Consider the following 20067-nt stretch of genomic DNA (forward strand, 5'->3'; position numbering starts at 1 on the left):
GGGGGGAATAGGAAAGTCCCCCTTTTTAAGGGGGATTTAGGGGGATCAAGATGTCCCACATAAAGCGCGAAAACTGCTGTATCATCTATTCGAGCAAGGCTATAGCAGTTGATTAAACAAGTAACCTACGCTAATAATGCCCACCGTCATCAAGCTGATAAAAACGGCTAATAATTGAGGGCGCAATACCTTCCGCAAAATCACGATTTCGGGCAAAGATAAAGCCGTGACTGCCATGGTGAAGGCTAACACTGTACCCAAAGGAATCCCTTTAGTAACCAAGGCTTCACTAATGGGCATCACCCCGGCAATATTGGCATATAGAGGCACACCAAGAATAACGGCAACGGGTACAGCTAAAGGATTATTTGCACCGGCAAATTGGCTAATAAAGGAGGTGGGGGCATAGCCATGAATGCCTGCACCAATGGCAATACCAATGACTACATAAATCCAAACGGAGCTGATAATTTGACTGGACTGAAACCACCCCTGATTAAATCGTTCTTTCCACGTGAGAGAGGAGATTGAGCCATCCTCTAGTAGGACTGATTGATCGACTTTTGGCAGTTGCCAAACGAAGGATTCTACCCATCTTTCTAATTTGAGTTGACCGATAATATATCCAGCCGCGATCGCCAAAATAACCCCAAAGCCAATATAGATCAGGGTGACCTTAAAGCCAAACAATCCCCAGAGCAACACCACTGCCACTTCATTCACCATGGGGGCAGAAATGAGATAGGAAAAAGTGACTCCTAGGGGAATTCCTGCCGTCAAAAAGCCGATAAACAAGGGAACTGCCGAACAGGAACAAAAGGGGGTAACAATTCCCACTAGGGCGGCCAAAACATTACCACTGAATCGGCGTTTTCCGGCTAACCAATGGCGTACATGCTCCGGTTGTAAAAAGCTCTGAACTGTACCGACGAGAAAACTAATGACGATCAGTAAAGTGAGAATTTTGGGCACATCATAGAGGAAAAACCGCAAGCTCTCGCCGAGGTGTGAGTCTAGGGAAATGCCCAACAGATGGGTGATAATTTGAACAGCGAGCCAATCAAAGGGATAAAAGGGATCGAACATGGGTAAGATTTCCCTCTAATTTTGCAATAAGGGTTTAATTTCTTCTGCACTCATTACTTTACCTTTGGCGACGAGTTTCCCGTTGACCATTAAAGCTGGAGTGGAGAGGACTCCCCGCTTGGCAATTTCGATCGCGTCTTTAATGTGTAAAATTTCTGCATCCAGACTGAGATCGGCGATCGCCTGCTTTGCATTCGCTTCTAACTGCTGACATTTTTTACAGCCGGTTCCTAAAACTTCCACTTGAATCTTACTCATCATTTGACTCCTGAGTGAATCGATCCATCGGTTGAGTCTTATATGCCGTATCTAAAACAATACACTCTCGATCAGTGATGTCTAGATTTTGGGCACAATACTTCACCAATGGGGTTAACTGATTATGCAGAGCTTGTAACTGTTGAATCTGCTGTTCAATCTCGTTAAGTTTCTTACAGAGGCGCTCATGTACGGCTTGACAAGTGAGCGATCGCCCATCCTTAAGCGCGACAATATCCTTAATCTCATCTAAACTAAGTCCCAAAGCTTTCACTTGCACAATAAAAGCCAGACGTTCCATATCGCTCTGACTGAACAACCGATAGCCTGCTGGGGTACGCTCTGGAGGAGGAATTAATCCAATCCGCTCATAAAAGTAAAGGGTTTGTGGATTAATGCCTAAAGTGCGCGATACTTCGCCGACTTGAAACATAGATCTCCCTGGGTTACCAGCTCAATAGCCCTACTCTAAACCCTATAGTCGAGTACAAGGTCAAGGCCTTGAGCCAACCCGATCCTTAGCACGGAGTCAACCGTAATCAATTTTGCTATAGTTGAAGCGAAATAGAGTGAATCCTTTTTGCTTATGCCCCGGTCTATTCCTTACCAACCTGTTCTCCTGCGAATCTTGCATGGTGGCAGCGCCCTTCTGGTCATTTTGGCTCTGATTTCCGGATTTTGGGTTTATAACATCTATGATGGGCGTTGGGGTAGCCTACCTTTACCCAACCTATCGGATACCCAAGATATTCACGGCACGATCGCCGTTACCTTCCTGCTTCTCCTCCCTATCTTTGCCCTCTATAGCTTCCACATTGGCTATCATCGCCTGATCCAGGAGCAAGCTTTCAATCCCTTAAAACAGGTGGGTAAACCGGTTTGGTGGATCTTTATGCACCGTTTAGCCAATACCTTCATGTTACTGGCCGCCACTTTCGCCGTGATTACCGGTAGAATGATGGAAGAAGAATGGCTTCCGGCTGGAGAAATTAACCGCCCTTGGTATTTAGCCCATTTAGTTTCATGGCTGATTGTATTCCTGAGTTTAGCTCTACATTTGTTACTGGCAGCTAAAGTCGGAGGAGTGCCCTTATTGCAATCGATGTTGCAATTCTCCCGGCGCGATCGAGATACCCCTAAATCTTGGTTACGAGGTCTGAGAAAAATCTCCTCTAGTCGGCTTTTCCAAGGAGTAGAAATTATGGTCATGGGGGGTATTATTTTGGCTTTTCTGCTCCCCGTCTTCGCTTCCTAATATCAATTAAAAATTAAAAATTTTCATGTCGGCGACAGCCGAAAAAATTAAAAATGGGTAGACTCAAGTGCGATCGCCTGCCTTGTCTAGCATTTCCCCATTCTCCTGCCCAGATCTATTCTAGAACGACCCAATTTGTGATAGGGTAGAAAGGTTGTATAAATTCCCCTCAAGGAGAAGCTATGACCCGCGCCATTATGGAAACCGAAAAAGGGACAATTAACCTAGAATTGTTCGATGGAGATGCTCCTAACACGGTTAAAAACTTTGTCGAATTATCCCAGAAAGGATTTTATGATGGACTGACTTTCCATCGGGTCATTGATAACTTTATGATTCAAGGCGGCTGTCCCCTAGGAACGGGAACCGGCGGCCCCGGCTACAAAATTAAGTGCGAAATTAATGATAATAAGCATGTGGCTGGAACCCTATCCATGGCTCACGCGGGTCGGGATACGGGAGGCAGTCAGTTTTTTATTTGCCATTCTCCTCAACCCCATTTAGATGGCGTACATACCACATTTGGTCAAACTCAAGATATGGATGTGGTGAATGCTATTCGTAAGGGAGATAAGATTATTTCCGTGAAAATCGAAGAGTAGAGAATTAGGGAATAGGGAATAGGTAATAGGGAATAGGGAATAGGGAATAGGGAATGGGTAATGAGTGGCCTATCCCCCCATCCCCCCATCCCCCCATTCCCCCATTCCCCCATCCCCCCATTCCCCCATTCCCCCATCCCCCCATTCCCCCATTCCCCCATCTCCCCATCCCCCCATCCCCAAAACTATCCCTCTAAACCGCGACCTAGGGTTTGCTCTAGCATCTCTACATCCGGAACTTCTTCTGGTGCATAATATCCGGCTGCTCGTTTGGCTGTTATTTCTACTTGGGCATCTTTGGGAATTAATTCTGGGGGAATGGGAACCCGCTCGATGACTTCAATGCCGGAGTTGGTAATGGCATCATATTTCATGTTGCTCATGGACACTAATCGGTCAATGCGGGTTATGCCCAACCAGTGGAGGACATCGGGCATAAATTCCTGAAAGCGCATGTCTTGCACTCCAGCGACACATTCGGTGCGCTCAAAATAGGCTTTGGCGCGATCGCCTCCTTCTTGGCGTTTGCGAGCATTATATACCAAAAACTTCGTAACTTCACCAAGGGCGCGACCCTCCTTGCGGAAGTAAACAATCACCCCTAGACCCCCTTCTTGAGCGGTGCGAATACAGACCTCGATGCCATGGGCAAGATAGGGGCGACAGGTGCAAATGTCAGAGCCAAAGACATCGGAACCATTACACTCATCATGGACACGGACGGCGATGGGGCGATCGCGATCCGAAATTGCCCTTAAATCCCCAATCAAATAAACCGTCATGCCGCCAATCGGGGGTAAATATAACACCAAATCCGGACGGGTCACCAACTCCGGAAACATGCCCCCCGTCTGCTCAAACAAAGCTTGACGCAGATCCATTTCCTCGACTCCAATGCGTTTAGCGATTCCCGGTAAATACCACACCGGTTCGATCGCCGCTTTAACCACCACTAAATCTCCTCCTTCCTTGAGGATCTTGCCATCCGCTTGCAACCGTCCCTTACTCACCGCTTCCTGAAGTTCCGGCATATTAATATGAGCTTGAGTAATGGCGATCGTCGGTCGAATATCAATCCCCTGTTCATAAAATTGGGTATAAATTTCACCTACACGAGCGCCAAAGGGGTCTAGGGAGACAATCTTATCCGGATCTCTCCAACTGGGATGGGGGCCAATATCCGCTACAGGCGCAGTATTAGTTAAATCCGCTCGATGTTCGGGGTTGAGCGCTTGACGAGCTACGGCTAGAGCGCGATAAATGGCATAAGACCCGGAGTGAGTTCCAATCACATTGCGGTGAGCTGGATTGGTTAATGTAGCAATCACTGGCCCCCTAGCAATGGGATCGGCATTTCCCCAATCAACGGCGATCGGTTTTGTCCCACTGCTGCGAGGATGGGAAGTGAGGACAATGGGTTTAGACTTACGACGGGTCGAATCAGCCATGGATACCAGTGCAGAGTTGAAAGTGGATAGTTTATTGTGTCACGATTTTCGAGAGTGGGGCAGAAAATGGTGCGGCGATAATGCTCCGCATCGCGAAGTCATCGCACTCCCCAGACGTTTAAACTAGGAATATCCTGATCCGCAATCTAGCCCACTCCCCCTTTCCCATGACCCAAACCCTAAAACTGCAAACCCTTCCCGCACCCTGGATCGCCCCAGAAACCTTTGCACCCTACGGTCAAGTCATCTGGGCCACTGACGATGACAAACCCTACGATCTTCAAGATGCTCAACTGATCCTCGATCGCGGAACTCCCCGATTTTACATCATGCGCTTACACCAAAACGGGCGCAAATTTACTGCCATCACCCGTCATCAAAACTGCACCCAATGTCTAGGATCGCTTGAAGGTAAAGATTGGTTTTTAGCCGTTGCCCCTCCCAGTGAAACCCCCCAACCCGACCCAGAGCAGATCCGCGCCTTTCATATTCCCGGTAACTGCTTCGTCAAACTCCATCTGGGAACTTGGCACGCTGGCCCTTATATTGACCATGATTTCGTGGATTTTTATAACCTAGAATTGAGCGATACCAACATTACCGATCATCAAACCTGTAATCTGCATTCAACCTATGGCATAAGTTGTGACATCATCGAGCTTTAGGGGGTTTTCCGTCCGATTAAATCTCAATATCGCGCTACCATAAGAAACATTAGCAAACACCCATTCAATAGCAATCCTAGTCTATGGATACACCGATTAAGGCCGCACAATCTCCCTACTACGGAGATGCCTATTATCGAACTCCCCCTCCCGATTTAGCCTCCTTACTCCTCAAGGAACGCATCGTCTATCTAGGGATGCCCCTATTTTCCGACGATCAAGTGAAACAACAAGTCGGTATCGATGTTACTGAACTGATTATCGCCCAACTGTTGTATCTACAGTTTGACAACTCCGAAAAACCGATCTACTTCTACATCAACTCCACCGGAACCTCCTGGTACGGAGGAGAAGCCGTTGGCTTTGAAACCGAAGCCTTTGCCATCTGCGATACCCTCAGTTACATTAAACCTCCCGTGCATACGATCTGTATTGGTCAAGCCATGGGAACGGCTTCCATGATCCTCTCGGCGGGAACGAAAGGCTGTCGCGCCAGTCTCAGCCATGCCACCATCGTCCTCAACCAACCCCGCACGGGTACGCAAGGACAAGCCACGGATATCCAAATTCGGGCGAAGGAAGTGCTGGATAATAAACAGACCATGCTCTCGATCTTGTCCCAGAATACGGGCCAACCCATAGAGAAAATCGCCAAAGACACCGATCGCATGTTCTACCTGACTCCCGAAGAAGCCCAACAATACGGTTTAATTGATAAAGTATTAACCAGTAGCAAGGATCTTCCTCAACCCATGCCTGCCATGAGTTCCTAACCCTTGGGCAATTAACGTTCACCTGTTTGTTTTGTTGTTCATTTTTTCTGGTATTTTCCTATGCCTATCGGTGTTCCTAGTGTTCCCTATCGTCTCCCCGGAAGTCCTTACGAACGGTGGATTAATATTTACGATCGCCTCTATCAAGAGCGGATTATTTTCCTCGGTCGCGAAGTCACAGATAGTTTAGCCAACCAACTGGTCGCGGTGATGCTCTACCTAGACTCTGATGACCAGAATAAACCCATCTATCTTTATATCAACTCCCCCGGTGGTTCGGTCACCGCAGGCATGGCCATTTACGACACCATGCAACACATTAAATCAGAAGTGATCACCATTTGTGTTGGCTTGGCGGCTTCCATGGGAGCCTTTTTACTGGCTGCGGGAAGTCCCGGTAAACGGTTGGCTCTCCCCCATTCTCGGATCATGATTCACCAACCCCTCGGTGGTGTAGGGAGACGACAAGCCACCGATATTCAAATTGAAGCTCAACAAATTCTCCGCACTCGTTCCCAGTTAAATGAGTTAATGGCGAAACACACCAAACAACCCCTAGAGAAAATTGAAAAAGATACCGATCGCGATTATTTCTTGTCTGCTGAAGAGGCAAAAGAATACGGCCTGATCGATAAGGTGATTGTAGACCGGGTTTAATGGGTTGAGGGATAGCAGATCTTACCCTCATCCCCCACCCCCTTCTCCCACAGGAGAAGGGGATCATTGGTTCCTCTTACTTGGGAGAGGGATTTAGGGAGAGGGCGTTTGGGGAGTGTATCGTTGTTAATGTCTGGGGATGAATATCGCCTATTACTATCGACTGTTGGGTTTAAAGCCGGGGGCCTCCTTTGCGGAGGTTAAGGCTTCCTATCGACGATTGGCACGAGTGTGCCATCCAGATGTAAATCCAGGAGATGGACAAGCTAAAGATAAATTTATTGAATTAACTCAAGCCTATGAAATTCTCTTAAAGCAGATGTCTGAGGTCACGGATACTGAGTTGGGATTTGAGACCTTTTCCCATCCTGCTCCTGAACCAACGGTGACTCCGCCTCCTGCTCCTGCACCCCGAAAGGTGAAAATTCCTCCCTTAAGTCCCCAAGATCGGGTTTTAAAGCAAAGTTCCTATGAGCAACTGCGAGAGTTGTTAAAAAATAAGCGCTTTCCCAGGGCGATCGCCTTAGTAGAAGCTTTGCGCGATCGCCTGCCCTTCGATCCAGAAGTGCGACAATGGCAAGCGATTACCTATCAGTCTCAGGGGCAACATTTACTCAAACAAAATCAATCGGAAAAAGCTCTACTCTATCTGCAAAAAGCACGACGTACTGACCCCCATAACCGCCGCTTGTGTCTGGAAATTGAGCAAGATCTCAACCGTTTAGGAATCAATACTTTTTAAGAAAAGTTGTGGAAAAGTGCCGGGAAACTGTGGAAAAATAGGTCTTTCTGTGGAAAACATTGAAAAAATGCCTGGATCGGCTCAGGGTTGAAAGGTAATTTGATCGGATTGATAATCGGGGGGTTCCACATGAATCAGAACCCGAACCGGGTGATATTTGCGCTCTAAATGGTCTTCTACGGCTTCGGTAATTTCATGGGAAGTCGCCACATCGATCGCATCAACAATTAAATGCATTTCAATAAAAACTTGACGGCCAACAACGCCCCGTGAGGCAATATCATGGCAGTTAATCACCCCCGGCACTTCCATAACGGTATTATGAATGGCTTCCGGGGCGATCGCCATTTCATCGACTAACCAGGGTAAATTATCCTTGATGACTTCCCAACCACTATAAAACACCAGGATCGCCACAGGAAACGCTAAGACCACATCTAAAAGGGGATAGCCCAACATCACCCCCAATAAGCCCCCCAATACCATAATCGTTACCCAAATATCGCTCATGGTATGTTTGGCATCGGCCACTAAAATACCACTGCCAATGCGTTGACCCACTCCCCGTTCATAAAAGGCGACAAAAATATTAATCCCCAAAACAATCAGTAAAATCCATAAATCTTGAAATTCAACGGTGAGGGGATCGCCTCCAGAGGTGAGACGCTCGACGGAACTAGAGACAATTTCAAAACAAGCGAGTCCTAAAAATGCGGCAATTCCTAAAGCACCAATAGCATCAAATTTTTGGTGGCCATAGGGATGCTCGCGATCGGGTTCGGGTGAGGCGAACTGATTGGCCACTAACCCTAAGATATTATTAGCACTATCGGTGACACTATGAAGGGCATCAGCTAATAAACTGAGTGAGCCGGTTTTCCAACCCACGACCACCTTAATGAGTAATGCCAGTACATTAAGTCCTAGGGTAATGAGCAAAACCTGACGGACTTGAGAGCGAATATCCTTCAACATTATCTTCTAGGATAGGAAGTAATCTTAATCTAGTTTATGACCTATGACCCAACTGACCCTTAATTTTGCTCAAGGCTCTGTCTCTTTCAATTTTACTCCAGAAGCGGCCCAAGACCTCAGAGCCGCAATTCATCACTTGATGGATAGCCTGAAAGCTGCTGCTGCACAAGCGGTGACTCCAGGACGGAAAACCCCTCAACCGCCGATGGAATACCGCCATAATGGGGAGGTGTTCTTAGAGGTCTTCTGTAATCCTAATATTTATGCGAGTCCCTTTGCTGCTAAGGTGTTGGTGACGCTGAAGAGCGATCGCCTCCGGATCAGTACAGAAGCGGAACTCACCCGTATGATTGAAGACCTCAATGCTTATTTAGAATAGTAATATGAAACCAACGGCAACCTGGCAACTTGCTCCTGAAGTTCATCTTCCAGACTGGTTTGAAGCAGAAATTGCTCGATTTTTGCCTGAACTGTGCCGAGGCGATCGCCTAGGGCAAATTTTGTGGCAGAGGGGAATTCAAGACCGGGAAACCTTAGCGCGTTTCTTGTCTGCTGGGCAGTATCCCCCTACTAGCCCGTTTGCATTTGGTGCAGAAATGCAATCAGCAATTGCCCGGTTAGAGCAAGCGAGAAAAGAACGGGAAAAGGTGACAATTTGGGGGGATTTTGATGCGGATGGAGTGACTTCTACGGCGGTTTTATGGGATGGATTGGGACAGTTTTTTCTAGCTTCTGATTTAGATTATTATATTCCCAATCGCTTAACGGAATCCCATGGGTTAAATGCTGCTGGAATTGAACGATTGGCAGAGCAAGGAACCCAACTGATTGTTACTTGTGATACGGGAAGCACCAATTTAACGGAAGTGGAGTTCGCCCAAACTTTAGGCATTGATATCATTATTACCGATCATCATACTCTCCCCGATCGCCGCCCCCCAGTCGTTGCCATCATTAACCCCCGCTATCTGGCTGAAGATCATCCTCTGTTCCATTTATCTGGGGTAGCAGTAGCCTATAAACTGGTGGAGGCTCTGTATCAAGCGTTTCCGGAAATTCCCCAAGCTCCCTTAGATGAATTGCTGGACTTAGTGGCGATCGGATTAATTGCCGATTTAGTCCAGCTTAAAGGAGATTGTCGCTATTTAGCTCAACGGGGAATCCAGTGCTTACAGCAGGATTATCAGCGTCCTCCTGAAGCACGTCGTCGTCCCGGAATTGGGCGTTTACTGGATTTATGCCGAAAAACCGGCGATCGCCCCACCGATATTTCCTTTGGCATTGGCCCAAGAATTAACGCCGTCAGTCGCATTTATGGCGATGCTAGTTTTTGTGTCCAACTGCTCACCAACCAAGACCTAAAAACCTGTCACTCTTTAGCCGAATCTGCGGAACTTGCCAATACTCGACGCAAGGAAATTCAGCAAAGTGTCGTTCAAGATGCCATCTTTGAAGTCTCCCAATTAGACCTCTCCACCACCCAAGCGATCGTTCTCCACAAACCCGAATGGCCGGTTGGTGTACTCGGTTTAGTTGCCTCCCAAATTGCCCAAGAATACCATAAACCCACGATCTTATTAAGTAGTGAATTGGGGTCTAAATTTGCCCAAGGATCGGCCCGTTCCGTTGCCAATATTGACCTCTATCAATTGGTAAATAGCCAATCCCATTTACTCCATCGTTTTGGCGGTCATCCCTTTGCTGCTGGTTTGAGCTTACCCCTAGAAAATTTATCCCTTTTTACGGAAGGGATAAATCAAGAACTCTATCGTACTTTAGCGACGGCTAATCGTGCCCCCCTTCTCGATATTGACCTACAATTAACCGTGGCTGATTTAGGAAAAGACCTCTTTCAAGAACTCAAATATTTAGAACCCTGTGGTATGGGTAACCCCGTTCCGCGCATTTTGATTAAAAATTGTTGGTTTACTCATAAGTTTAATAAAAATATTCAGGATGCTCAAGGCAAGAAAGTTAAATATATTAAAACTCATTTTACCTTAATGGACTCTAGTAGCGATCGCGGCATTCCCGGATTATGGTGGGGGCATTATCAAGAAGATATCCCCCCTGGTCAATGTCATGCGGTGGTGGAGTTAGATGTGAATAAGGAACAAAAATATCATGTGCGGATTATTGATTTAGTTGCTGCTGAAAAACAAGACTTAGCCACCTCTAAAACAGAAAACATCCCTATTCTAGATTGGCGGACTGAAAAGCTTGAGGATCTAGCAAAACTTTCTGAGTCCGATCCTTGGATAATTACCAAGAATCCTGTCAGTTGGCAAGAACTGGAACAAGCATTATGGCAAGCCACTCAACAACATAAACCGGTGGCGATCGCCTATGAATCTTTTACGCCAATTCCCCCCATTGAAATCTGGAAAAAGTTAGTGGGAATCGCTAAATATTTAAGTCGGAAACAACAGTTCATTACTCTGGATTGCCTCCAAAATCAACTGCAAGTGACCGAGACTACTTTACAATTAGGTTTAGCTGCTTTATCCCAGATCGGTTTTAGTCTTAAAGAGGAAGAAAACGGTTGGAAAATTATCTATCATCCAGTTCAAAAACCATCTGAAGTGAATCCGATCTATACCTTTCTTGCTGCGGTACAAGAAGAACAGTTTCGCCGCCAATATTTTGCCCAAATCTCCCTAGAAACCCTGGAAAGATCCAGATCGTAGTGCCGTGACAACCCTAAAATGGTGGGTTACGGCGGATTGAGAGATTGCTGTCACAGTCTAGGTTTTAGCCGCCTAACCCACCCTACGCTCATGCTCCCTAGAAACCCTGGAAAGATCCAGATCGTAGGGTGCGTTAGCGACAGCGTAACGCACCGTATACCCTTCTGTCACTCTTGGAAATTCTACTGAAGCTAGAGCGGTGAAGGTAAGGGTTGCTTTTCCAGAAGCGGATAACCTTGTGCTTCAATTTCTTGTTCTAAAGTATGAACTCGTTTTTGCGGTGCAGGATGGGTTGCCAGAAAATCCCAATTGCGATGAGAGTTTTGGCTTAAACGGCTGAAAAAATCGGTCGCACCAGCCACATGACCATAGGTTTGATAGAGTAGGGTAAGACCGAAGCGATCGGCTTGAGTTTCCTGGGATTGGGAATAGCGGGAATTGCTAATGGCAATGAACCAAGTGCTGGCATTATTGAGCCAATCAAGATTACCAAAAAGGGTTGAAATCGCCAGACGGATTACTAGGGTACGTCCTAACCGTTTTAGGTGATCGCGATGGACAAAATGGCCTAATTCATGGCCGAGAATCATCATCAATTCGTTTTCAGATTCGACGTTTTCTAGAAGTCCTTGGAAAATGATGACGACATCTCCGGGAATGGCGATCGCATTGACGGTGGGTTCATTGATATACAATACCCGATAGTCGCGATCGCCGTCGTCTACATGGCTCTCTAGTCTGTCTAGCAGTTGGTTGAGGGTGTCTTGCTCTACAGAGTCTTGCGCTTGCTGCTCATAGATGGGAACAATGACAGCGCCGAGCTTTTGTTCCACACTGACGGGAATTCGGGTAATGGCAAAATCGGCAAGTGCTAATCCTCCCCAAATGGTGAGGGCGATCGCCAGCACAAACAAGCCCACAAGGATCAATAACTGGCGGTTGCTCGTGGGAGGATTGCGATCGCTCATCGTTCACTCTTCTAACTACTACTTTTAACCGGACGAAACGGATATAAAAAGTTCAATAAAGGATAAATTCCACGGGTTTGAATCCATAATCTCCCTTGTCCCCTAAAGCGACAAACCAGACCTTCTCCGCCTAATATTCCCGTTTTCAAACTCTTAAAACTTAATCCTCCAATCATCTCTACATTATACTGCAAAGTATCTTCAAAAGCAACCACATAACCCGTATCAACCACATAATCTCTGGTCACCGGAATCTCGATAATTGCGCCATAGGAACTAAACCAAAAATCTCCCCTGCCACTGGCACGCAACAGAAACAAAGACTCCCCACTAAAAAATCCTTTAAAACCCTGAAAATTCGTGTCAATTTCAACTGTATCGCTACAAGCGACAAACCCAGAAGATTGTACCATTAAACTCTTAGTGCCATCCAGAGCATAATATTCAATATCCCCTGGTACTCCCGGAGAAATATATAACGATCCGGCTTGTTTTTGGGCAGTAAATTCATTAATAAATAGAGACTCACCCCCAAACATTCTGCCCACACTTTTGAGCATCCCGCCCTTCATTTTAGACTGCATGGTAATACTGGTATCCATGGCAGCCATGGCGGAGGCTTCTACTAATACCTTTTGTTGGGGGCGTAAATTCAGCACTAGGGAGGCGTAAGCGGGAGAATGGTCGATTTTATAACTAAATTGTGACATGATAATCGGTAATGGGTAGTAATGAGTAATTGGAGTGCGAGCGTCTCGCTCGCTAGGGAAAACAACAGCGAGCAATGTCCTGCGGACATGCTACGCTACGCACTTCTGTAATGCATCAAATTAGCTGAAACAACCGACTACTGTGACAACTCTAAAATGGTGGGTTACGGCGGATTGAGAGATTGCTATCACAGTCTAGGTTTTAGCCGCCTAACCCACCCTACGCTAATGCACATTTTTAGCTGTGTCACTGCACTACGATAATTGGCAACTATTGACGCTCAGGGAGTTGAGAACCAACGGTAAATCCAAAGTTTCCGGGATTATGGGTTTGGCAGTACACTTTGCCATTGCCTTTAAATCGACAAATAAAGCCTTCACCGCCAAAGAATGCCCCTAACCAACTAGAATTGGCTTTACCAATTTCAAAATTCAAACTGCGTTCAAAGGCGACAATATGCCCTGTATCAACAATATATTCGCCATTGACTTCAATTTCATAAATGCCACCAAATGATGTAAGAATGACGGGGCCGAATCCTGAGATTTTTAGCCAAAAAATGGATTCACCAGAAAAGAAGGATTTTAAGCCTTCAAAACCTAGGTCAATAATGACATCAGTGGCACAAGCTAAATAGGAGGCAGCTTGTACGACTAATTCCTGTCCAGTCATCTCGTAAACCATCAGATCTCCCATCAGTTTAGGAGCCAGGAAAATCTCCCCATTGGGTGTGGGAGAACGAAACACACTTAAAAAGAGGGATTCCCCCCCTAACATGCGTTTGAGTCCGCCCATAATGCCGCCTCCTTTGCCTTGACGCAGGGTGGTACTAGAGTTAATAAAGCCGCTCATAGCCACCATTGCGCCAGCTTGAGCAATGATTTCTTCACCACTGTTAATGGTGACTTTGGCGATCGCACTATCAGGCTGTTTAAGTAATTGAATCTCCATAATCTTTAATTGCGTACTTTGGGACGTAAAAAACCAACCAAACCACTAATACTTCTCGATTGCAGATAAATGACACCTTTTCCTTTTAGCCGATTCACAAATCCTTCACCGGAAGTGAGGGAGCTAATCAGACCTCCCGATAAACCAATACTCATTTTAATATTGGGACTGTAGGCAACTAAATGGCTATTATCAACAATAAATTCTCCCGATACACTCTGTTGGCTAATGCCTCCATAAGCGCCAAAAAAGACTTTTCCATTACCACTGACTTTGAGCTTAAATAGTCCTTCTCCAGCAAACCAACTAGCAAAACCAGCCCAACGTACTCCTAATTGAATGTTGGGAGTGCTGGCAATATAAGCCCCCGGTTGTAAACAGAGGGCATTACCGGTTAATTCCACACATTCAATATCGCCAATTAAGGATTGAGTAAAGACGACAGTTAAGGGTTTTTGGGTGTTATTTTGAAAGCGATTAACAAATAGGGATTCTCCTCCCAAAAAGTTCCGCACTAAGGCAGAAAAGAAGCCCCCAGAAAACTCGGTTTTCATGGATATCGCTGCATCCATGCTCGTCATCGCTCCGGCTTCAGCGATGATTTGTTCTCCAGGATTCAGGGTGACAAAAACAGCCGCAAATGCGGGTTTATAGCGAATTTCATAGGGCACAATGTTTAATCCCCTGTAGGATAATCTCAATTACCGACAGGGGTAGCATATTTTTCTCGACTGGAGGTGATTTTTTTAGGTTTGCTTTAAGTTTCTGTTACTGACTGTAATTAAAAACGGATTAAAAGCGATCGCTCTCCGGCGCAGTTCCTCCGGGATTTAACCCTGGCTGACTGAGGAAGAAGTTCTCAGCACTATCATTTTGATACACACAATTCACCTTGGGGTTACTGTCAATGCTGCCGGTGTAAGCAAAGGTATTCATGCGATTCTTGCAGTCATTAAACTTATCGCGAGGCAGAAGGTTACGCTGCTCCAGAACAACCCAGTTATTGCGCCTCAGTACGCATCCCGGTTGCATTGCGGGTTGAGAGATATAGACGCTAAAGGGGTTTAAGGTAACAAAGAGACGAGTATCCATCACCATGGCACTGGCTCCATATTTCACGCATAATTCCGGATCGGGGGCACTGCGATCGATAAAATCACGGGAAGCCACATTTTCCGGCGATAGGGTGGTGGTGGAGCTAAAGGCAATCCCAATGCCGATCCCCAGAACAAAGATCCCCCCCATCAGTGCCACCAACGTATAGTTGAAGGGAGAAGATTTAGAGCCGAAATTACCGGTTGATTTGCGTCTTGAGCTGGTTCTAGTCATAGATTTTAGGTTAGCACACAGGAAAGCTAGAAGTTGAGTTAATTCCCTCTCCAATCTAGTATGACGAGTTTCTTCATAGATCGCCCACCGATCCCCTCAGTCTAAGACGATGACTCTTCTTGTATACTGGGGCTTATCCTGTGACTCTACCCAAATGTTTAAGTTTTAATGGTTAATCATTAATTGTGTCAGAATCTTCTAAATCATCTCGCTCTTTAGCGGGAATTGCGGGGTTAGTGGCGATCGCCACCTTAGTGAGTAAAGTGGCGGGTTTAGTCCGCCAACAGGCGATCGCGGCTGCTTTTGGCGTGGGGCCGGCGGTAGATGCCTATACCTATGCCTATGTAATTCCCGGTTTCCTACTGATCCTCCTAGGGGGCATTAACGGCCCCTTTCATAGTGCCATTGTTAGTGCTTTAGCCAAGCGAAAACCGGAAGAGGCTGCGCCGTTGGTAGAAACGATTACTACCTTAATCAGCCTGATCTTACTGCCGGTTACCCTCTTTCTGATGGTAGCAGCCGATCCCCTGATTAATTTGGTGGCTCCAGGTCTAGCAGGGACTCCAGAAGGTTTGGAAATTCATGCGATCGCCGTGGCACAACTGCGGATCATGGCTCCCCTGGCACTCCTAGCAGGTTGGATTGGTATTGGATTTGGCACATTAAATGCAGGCGATCAGTATTTTCTCCCCTCCATTAGTCCCCTGTTTTCTAGCTTGACGATTTTGGCTAGTTTAGGCGCTCTCTTCCTGCAATTAGGCTCCGATATCATCAACCCTGAATATGCTCGTATCGGGGGGCAAGTGCTTGCCTGGGGGACTCTAGGAGGTGCGGCGATCCAATGGTTCGCGCAACTGGTGGTGCAATGGCGATCGGGGTTGGGAACCCTGCGACTCAGGTTTCAGTTTCGCCAACCGGGAGTCGGTCAAATCTTGCGGGTGCTGGGCCCGGCAACCCTTTCTTCTGGCATGATGCAGATTAATGTTTATACTGACCTCTTTTTTGCTTCCTTCATCCCCCAAACCGCCTCAGCCTTGGGATATGCGGGCTTATTAGTGCAAACGCCTCTGGGTATTCTCTCCAATATGCTCTTGGTTCCCTTATTACCCGTGTTTTCCCGACTCACGGAACCCGAAAATTGGCCAGAACTGAAGCAGCGCATCCGCCAAGGGATGATTCTGACGGCCCTAAGCATGTTACCGTTAGGAGGATTGATGATTGCCCTCAGTGATGCGATCGTCCGGGTAGTTTACGAGCGCGGAGCCTTCAACCCCCAAGCCTCCCAGTTTGTTTCTAGTTTACTGGTGGCCTACGGCATTGGTATGTTTGTTTACTTGGGGCGAGATGTATTGGTGCGTGTCTTTTATGCCCTCGGAGATGGCCAAACCCCTTTTCGGATTAGCACGATTAGCATTGTCTTAAATGGGGTGTTAGATTATGTATTAATTCAGTCCTTTGGCGCACCCGGTTTAGTTTTAGCTACCGTTGGCGTTAACCTGTTTTCCATGGTGGCGATGATTGTTTTACTAGATCGCAAGCTTCAGGGATTACGCTGGCAAGGGTGGATGCTTCCGATACTGAGTCTAACGGGGGTAAGTGCGATCGCCTCCTCTCTAGCGTGGTTCATCAACGACACCTTAGAACAACTCTGGACAACCCCCACCTTCCTCTTCCATCTCCTGCAACTCTCCATTTCCGGAGGTATCGGTTTAGCCATTTTTATCCTCTTGTGTCTCCCCTTGAAGTTACCCGAAACCCAATCATTTATCGCTCGGATCAGACAAAAGTTCAGACGGTAGGCTAGATAATGCACTTAACTAAAAGTGACGTGAATTGAGGGTGTTTCTTGGCCAATTTCTTAAACGCTCTCTTAAAGCTACTGCTCCAGACTATCTCCATCCTCATCCTCAAGTAAATCAGTAATTAGATCGTCTACCGTTCCTCGTTTAACTGTTCCTTGCTGAAATTCTTGCTTCAGCGTTTGAGCATGAGCAGCAAGTCACAAAATTTGAGAGAATAAAGAACGTGGCGTTAAATCGATAGATTTGGTAGAATTTCGAGTAAAATCAGGAATTTAACTCAAGACAAAGAATAGTCATTATCATTAAATGCTAGAAACGGTCAAACTCTGTAATTTCAAAAGTCATCGCTCTACCGAATTGAAGTTCGATCATTCTCGACTCCATGCACTGGTGGGTCAAAATAGTTCAGGTAAAACTTCGATCTTACAAGCCTTGCAGTATCTCGTTCGGCTGGGGAGTTCCTCATTTGCAGAGATTTTTGAAAATGAACAATCTCCTCAATTTATAACGACGATTGGCGCAACTCAAATGTCAGTTACAGCTAGGGGTTTTTGGGGAGATCGAGATCGACGACAAGACTGGACAGTTTCCTATCAATGGAACAAGGTAGAAAATCCTGAAAATCGTTGGTTACCGATGGCATTATGGAAGATAGATGAAGGGCAAGAGGGCAAAATCGAGAGATGGTCAAGCTCATTAAGTCAAGCAGATTTTCCGATACCACAAGTTTTCAACTATCCGGTTTATTTGAAGCTAGTTGCTGGTAATTTGGCTAAACCTGCTTATAGTGATGATGTTACTCCAAAAATGACATTTGATGGCTCCAATTTTGCTCTAATTTTAGACTATCTCCGTGATGAAAAACCCGATCGATTTGAACAGTTGCAAAAACTGCTAAAACAAGTCGTTCCAGGTGTGAAAAAGGTTGGACTAAGACGTACCAGTGTAATGGTTAATCGACAGCGAGTCATAAATATTGACGGCCAATCAATTTCCTATACTGACAGTCAAGATAGGGCAGGAAAAGAAGTTGTTTTAGATATGAATACGGGGGAGCGTATTCCCGCTCATGCCATTAGTGAAGGGACTCTACTCGCCTTGGGGTTACTGACTGTTTTAATGTATCCGAAACAAGCCAACTTAGTGTTACTGGATGATATCGATCAGGGATTGCATCCGAAGGCACAACGAGACTTAGTTAAGGTATTACAGACAATTCTTAAAGAGAATCCTAACTTACAAATCATTTTTTCGACTCACTCTCCTTACATTGTTGATGAGTTAAACCCTTCTCAAGTTCATGTGTTAAGTCATATAAATTCTGGATTTTCTGCTTGTAAACGCTTGGATGAACATCCGGATGTAGAATGGGCGCAGCAAACTTTAACTACGGGAGAGTTCTGGGATGCTGAGGGAGAAGACTGGGTAGTGGCTGGAGAAATGAATGGTTGAATTTATTGTCATTGTTGAAGCGAGGGCAGATGCAGAGCTTGGGACGAAATTAGCAGAGCGAGTATTTTTAGAAACGGTTGAATGGTTGGATAGCGATCAGCTTCCTTACTATTTTCAATGGAGGGGATTAAAAGAGGGTACGGAGTTTTCTTGCTGGAAAGATATCAAGGTAATTATCGATTTCTTTAAACAAGAGTTAGGTTATAAACCACCTAGATTTCTAGGGGGTAAAGGAGCAAAGCTGAAAACAGATGGTGCAGCAGCTAGGAAGATTTTGAACTTAGTGCGTTTCCTGCAACGACAACGGGAGATTAAAGCCATTCTATTTATTCGCGATTTAGATAACCAACCGGAGAGAAGACAACATCTTGAGGACGTGCGTTCAGAGGAAATTAGCAAGAAACCACAATTAGAGATCATTATTGGTACACCCGATCGCAATCGAGAAGCCTGGGTGCTGAATGGATTTATACCAGGCGATGCACAAGAAAGAGAATTGTTAGAGGATATGGTCAAAAAACTGAGTTTCGATCCTTGTCTAGAAGCGTATAAATTGCGTTCACCTGAACCCCAAGAACTCAGAAATGCTAAGTCTGTTCTCTACAAGCTCACTAGGAATGACTATTCACGGGAACAGCAATGTTGGGAAGCAACTGATCTAGAGGTGCTGCGAGAAAGGGGTGAGAATACAGGATTAGCCAGTTATCTTTGTGAAATTGAAACCTGGCTGATTCCCATTCTTTCTGGAGTGATACAATAAGCCTTCAATTTCATCAAACTTCCTAATACTTGAGAGATCATTGTCCCAGAGTGGCAAGGGTTGATGCTTCTGATACTGAGTTTAAAGGGGGTAAGTGCGATCGCCTCTTCTCTAGCATAGTTCATCAGCGATACCTTAGAGCAACTCTGGACAACCCCCAATGTCTCATCTGTGTGGGGGGCTGCCAACCATTACAATCGCTTCTGGATATTCTCGCCATGGGTATCTGTGCCACAAGTATGCAGCAAGCTATAGAACTCCCCTAGTTGACGTACTTGAGCCGTTTGTTTGGGACTCGGTGTCCAAGGATTGGGATTATTGTAAGCGTAATAGGTTTCCACCCCATCAATTCCCAAATAAACGGCTTCAGGAATCAGTTCAGTAGCGGGATAACGATATCGAGCCGGATGAGCCAAAACCGCCAAACCCCCCGCTTGATGGATGGCATCAATCACGGCTGAAGCTTGATAGGCTTCTCCCTTGACCGCATGGCCTTGGAGATAGGGGGCTAAAGCTCGATGATTGGGGTCAAAGGCATAACCGAGAATATGAACTTCCGTTTTAGACAAATAGGCATTGATTTCTACACCGCTCCAGAGGTGGAGGGAGGGTTTCGGGCTGAGATGGCTATGATTGAGCCAGTTCCGGGCGACTTGGTAACCGCCGACACTATGGTGATCGGTGATGGCCAGTCCTTTCAATCCTATCGCGATCGCCTGGTCAATAATCTCTTCTGGGCGTAATCTCCCATCCGAAAACTGACTATGCATATGAAAATTATAGGAATTGGGGCAACTCCTTTCATCCACTTGTGCGAATACTTCTCTGAGGGCCCGCGCTTCCTCCTGTTCTCCAACCTGGTTTGATGGGGTTGGAGCTGGAGCTAGATTGATCGTCATCTTTCTCAATCTCAAGATAAACTCTTGTTGTCTACTATAGCCAATTT

22 protein-coding genes are annotated in these 20067 nt (G+C 46.1%); 11 read left to right on the forward strand and 11 right to left on the reverse strand.

Going from position 1 to position 20067, the window contains the following annotated elements:
- Positions 1-99: 99 nt before the first annotated feature.
- The 3 genes from PMG71_RS03250 to PMG71_RS03260 are packed head-to-tail and all read right to left on the reverse strand — an operon-like array spanning position 100 to position 1777.
- Complete coding sequence (locus PMG71_RS03250; RefSeq protein WP_283752208.1) at positions 100-1086, reverse strand: permease; 987 nt, start codon at positions 1084-1086, stop codon at positions 100-102.
- A 15-nt stretch (positions 1087-1101) separates the two neighbouring features.
- A complete protein-coding gene (locus PMG71_RS03255; protein WP_283752209.1) occupies positions 1102-1344 on the reverse strand; it encodes a thioredoxin family protein in 243 nt (80 codons plus the stop codon).
- Positions 1337-1777, reverse strand: a complete 441-nt coding sequence (locus tag PMG71_RS03260) for a MerR family DNA-binding protein (RefSeq protein ID WP_283752210.1) — start codon at positions 1775-1777, stop codon at positions 1337-1339. Before PMG71_RS03260 ends, PMG71_RS03255 begins: the two co-directional genes overlap by 8 nt.
- 153 nt (positions 1778-1930) lie before the next feature.
- On the opposite strand from PMG71_RS03260, the gene PMG71_RS03265 reads away from it, so the two are divergent.
- Both PMG71_RS03265 and PMG71_RS03270 read left to right on the forward strand, forming a co-directional pair.
- Complete coding sequence (locus PMG71_RS03265; RefSeq protein WP_283752211.1) at positions 1931-2599, forward strand: cytochrome b/b6 domain-containing protein; 669 nt, start codon at positions 1931-1933, stop codon at positions 2597-2599.
- Positions 2600-2781: 182 nt separating this feature from the next.
- Positions 2782-3201: a peptidylprolyl isomerase gene (locus PMG71_RS03270; protein ID WP_347179191.1), complete on the forward strand. Its 420-nt coding sequence runs from the start codon at positions 2782-2784 to the stop codon at positions 3199-3201.
- A gap of 185 nt (positions 3202-3386) precedes the next feature.
- On the opposite strand, the gene PMG71_RS03275 is transcribed toward PMG71_RS03270, so the two are convergent.
- Positions 3387-4649, reverse strand: a complete 1263-nt coding sequence (locus PMG71_RS03275; RefSeq protein ID WP_283752212.1) for a GTP cyclohydrolase II — start codon at positions 4647-4649, stop codon at positions 3387-3389.
- Between the two features lie 167 nt (positions 4650-4816).
- Here PMG71_RS03275 and PMG71_RS03280 point away from each other — a divergent pair, with 167 nt between their 5' ends.
- The 4 genes from PMG71_RS03280 (at position 4817) to PMG71_RS03295 (ending at position 7486) form a co-directional block, all read left to right on the forward strand.
- Positions 4817-5314, forward strand: a complete 498-nt coding sequence (locus PMG71_RS03280) for an ureidoglycolate lyase (RefSeq protein WP_283752213.1) — start codon at positions 4817-4819, stop codon at positions 5312-5314.
- Between the two features lie 83 nt (positions 5315-5397).
- Positions 5398-6087 carry an ATP-dependent Clp protease proteolytic subunit gene (locus tag PMG71_RS03285; protein ID WP_283752214.1) on the forward strand — a complete coding sequence of 230 codons (690 nt, stop codon included), beginning with the start codon at positions 5398-5400 and terminating at the stop codon, positions 6085-6087.
- 60 nt (positions 6088-6147) lie between these two features.
- Positions 6148-6744 carry an ATP-dependent Clp protease proteolytic subunit gene (locus PMG71_RS03290; RefSeq protein ID WP_283752215.1) on the forward strand — a complete coding sequence of 199 codons (597 nt, stop codon included), beginning with the start codon at positions 6148-6150 and terminating at the stop codon, positions 6742-6744.
- A 139-nt stretch (positions 6745-6883) separates the two neighbouring features.
- A complete protein-coding gene (locus PMG71_RS03295; RefSeq protein ID WP_283752216.1) occupies positions 6884-7486 on the forward strand; it encodes a DnaJ domain-containing protein in 603 nt (200 codons plus the stop codon).
- A gap of 81 nt (positions 7487-7567) precedes the next feature.
- Here PMG71_RS03295 and cdf31 read toward each other — a convergent pair whose 3' ends face one another.
- Positions 7568-8461, reverse strand: coding sequence for a CDF family zinc efflux transporter Cdf31 (cdf31, locus tag PMG71_RS03300; protein WP_283752217.1), 894 nt, complete (start codon positions 8459-8461; stop codon positions 7568-7570).
- Positions 8462-8504: 43 nt separating this feature from the next.
- Between cdf31 and PMG71_RS03305 the strand changes: the two genes are divergently transcribed.
- Together PMG71_RS03305 and recJ are read left to right on the forward strand one after the other, a co-directional pair.
- Positions 8505-8840, forward strand: a complete 336-nt coding sequence (locus PMG71_RS03305; protein ID WP_283752218.1) for a hypothetical protein — start codon at positions 8505-8507, stop codon at positions 8838-8840.
- A 4-nt stretch (positions 8841-8844) separates the two neighbouring features.
- A complete protein-coding gene (recJ, locus tag PMG71_RS03310; protein ID WP_283752219.1) occupies positions 8845-11148 on the forward strand; it encodes a single-stranded-DNA-specific exonuclease RecJ in 2304 nt (767 codons plus the stop codon).
- A 191-nt stretch (positions 11149-11339) separates the two neighbouring features.
- Here recJ and PMG71_RS03315 read toward each other — a convergent pair whose 3' ends face one another.
- The 5 genes from PMG71_RS03315 to PMG71_RS03335 all read right to left on the reverse strand — a co-directional run bounded on the left by PMG71_RS03315 (position 11340) and on the right by PMG71_RS03335 (position 15107).
- Entirely contained in the window at positions 11340-12116 is a 777-nt protein-coding gene (locus PMG71_RS03315; RefSeq protein WP_283752220.1) for a M48 family metallopeptidase, read from the reverse strand.
- An 11-nt stretch (positions 12117-12127) separates the two neighbouring features.
- On the reverse strand, positions 12128-12826 hold the full coding sequence (locus PMG71_RS03320) for a TIGR00266 family protein (RefSeq protein ID WP_283752221.1): 699 nt from the start codon (positions 12824-12826) through the stop codon (positions 12128-12130).
- Positions 12827-13097: 271 nt separating this feature from the next.
- The gene (locus tag PMG71_RS03325) at positions 13098-13778 is read right to left on the reverse strand and encodes a TIGR00266 family protein (RefSeq protein WP_283752222.1); all 681 of its coding nucleotides are present in this window, start codon (positions 13776-13778) and stop codon (positions 13098-13100) included.
- A gap of 5 nt (positions 13779-13783) precedes the next feature.
- On the reverse strand, positions 13784-14449 hold the full coding sequence (locus PMG71_RS03330; RefSeq protein ID WP_283752223.1) for a TIGR00266 family protein: 666 nt from the start codon (positions 14447-14449) through the stop codon (positions 13784-13786).
- A gap of 121 nt (positions 14450-14570) precedes the next feature.
- Entirely contained in the window at positions 14571-15107 is a 537-nt protein-coding gene (locus tag PMG71_RS03335; RefSeq protein WP_283752224.1) for a DUF3172 domain-containing protein, read from the reverse strand.
- Positions 15108-15292: 185 nt separating this feature from the next.
- Here PMG71_RS03335 and murJ point away from each other — a divergent pair, with 185 nt between their 5' ends.
- The 3 genes from murJ to PMG71_RS03350 all read left to right on the forward strand — a co-directional run bounded on the left by murJ (position 15293) and on the right by PMG71_RS03350 (position 19121).
- Positions 15293-16906: a murein biosynthesis integral membrane protein MurJ gene (gene murJ, locus PMG71_RS03340; protein WP_283752225.1), complete on the forward strand. Its 1614-nt coding sequence runs from the start codon at positions 15293-15295 to the stop codon at positions 16904-16906.
- A gap of 309 nt (positions 16907-17215) precedes the next feature.
- Positions 17216-18361, forward strand: coding sequence for an AAA family ATPase (locus PMG71_RS03345; RefSeq protein WP_283752226.1), 1146 nt, complete (start codon positions 17216-17218; stop codon positions 18359-18361).
- Positions 18354-19121, forward strand: a complete 768-nt coding sequence (locus PMG71_RS03350) for a hypothetical protein (protein ID WP_283752227.1) — start codon at positions 18354-18356, stop codon at positions 19119-19121. The genes PMG71_RS03345 and PMG71_RS03350 overlap by 8 nt, the downstream gene beginning before the upstream one ends.
- 191 nt (positions 19122-19312) lie before the next feature.
- Here the strand turns inward: PMG71_RS03350 and PMG71_RS03355 are convergent, their stop codons facing one another.
- Complete coding sequence (locus PMG71_RS03355; RefSeq protein ID WP_283752228.1) at positions 19313-20020, reverse strand: PHP domain-containing protein; 708 nt, start codon at positions 20018-20020, stop codon at positions 19313-19315.
- Between the last annotated feature and the right edge of the window lie 47 nt (positions 20021-20067).

It is taken from the genome of Roseofilum acuticapitatum BLCC-M154, assembly GCF_030068475.1.
Taxonomy (GTDB): Bacteria; Cyanobacteriota; Cyanobacteriia; order Cyanobacteriales; family Desertifilaceae; genus Roseofilum; species Roseofilum acuticapitatum.

Bases quoted from the DNA above. Each gene is read 5' to 3' on its own strand.
- cdf31 (WP_283752217.1), bottom strand. From the start codon at position 8,461: ATGTTGAAGGATATTCGCTCTCAAGTCCGTCAGGTTTTGCTCATTACC.
- PMG71_RS03315 (WP_283752220.1), bottom strand. From the start codon at position 12,116: ATGAGCGATCGCAATCCTCCCACGAGCAACCGCCAGTTATTGATCCTT.
- PMG71_RS03325 (WP_283752222.1), bottom strand. From the start codon at position 13,778: ATGGAGATTCAATTACTTAAACAGCCTGATAGTGCGATCGCCAAAGTC.
- PMG71_RS03355 (WP_283752228.1), bottom strand. From the start codon at position 20,020: ATGACGATCAATCTAGCTCCAGCTCCAACCCCATCAAACCAGGTTGGA.
- PMG71_RS03280 (WP_283752213.1), top strand. From the start codon at position 4,817: ATGACCCAAACCCTAAAACTGCAAACCCTTCCCGCACCCTGGATCGCC.
- PMG71_RS03350 (WP_283752227.1), top strand. From the start codon at position 18,354: ATGGTTGAATTTATTGTCATTGTTGAAGCGAGGGCAGATGCAGAGCTT.
- PMG71_RS03345 (WP_283752226.1), top strand. From the start codon at position 17,216: ATGCTAGAAACGGTCAAACTCTGTAATTTCAAAAGTCATCGCTCTACC.
- PMG71_RS03320 (WP_283752221.1), bottom strand. From the start codon at position 12,826: ATGTCACAATTTAGTTATAAAATCGACCATTCTCCCGCTTACGCCTCC.
- PMG71_RS03335 (WP_283752224.1), bottom strand. From the start codon at position 15,107: ATGACTAGAACCAGCTCAAGACGCAAATCAACCGGTAATTTCGGCTCT.
- PMG71_RS03285 (WP_283752214.1), top strand. From the start codon at position 5,398: ATGGATACACCGATTAAGGCCGCACAATCTCCCTACTACGGAGATGCC.
- PMG71_RS03305 (WP_283752218.1), top strand. From the start codon at position 8,505: ATGACCCAACTGACCCTTAATTTTGCTCAAGGCTCTGTCTCTTTCAAT.
- PMG71_RS03265 (WP_283752211.1), top strand. From the start codon at position 1,931: ATGCCCCGGTCTATTCCTTACCAACCTGTTCTCCTGCGAATCTTGCAT.
- PMG71_RS03260 (WP_283752210.1), bottom strand. From the start codon at position 1,777: ATGTTTCAAGTCGGCGAAGTATCGCGCACTTTAGGCATTAATCCACAA.
- PMG71_RS03290 (WP_283752215.1), top strand. From the start codon at position 6,148: ATGCCTATCGGTGTTCCTAGTGTTCCCTATCGTCTCCCCGGAAGTCCT.
- PMG71_RS03250 (WP_283752208.1), bottom strand. From the start codon at position 1,086: ATGTTCGATCCCTTTTATCCCTTTGATTGGCTCGCTGTTCAAATTATC.
- PMG71_RS03295 (WP_283752216.1), top strand. From the start codon at position 6,884: ATGAATATCGCCTATTACTATCGACTGTTGGGTTTAAAGCCGGGGGCC.
- recJ (WP_283752219.1), top strand. From the start codon at position 8,845: ATGAAACCAACGGCAACCTGGCAACTTGCTCCTGAAGTTCATCTTCCA.
- PMG71_RS03275 (WP_283752212.1), bottom strand. From the start codon at position 4,649: ATGGCTGATTCGACCCGTCGTAAGTCTAAACCCATTGTCCTCACTTCC.
- PMG71_RS03255 (WP_283752209.1), bottom strand. From the start codon at position 1,344: ATGAGTAAGATTCAAGTGGAAGTTTTAGGAACCGGCTGTAAAAAATGT.
- PMG71_RS03270 (WP_347179191.1), top strand. From the start codon at position 2,782: ATGACCCGCGCCATTATGGAAACCGAAAAAGGGACAATTAACCTAGAA.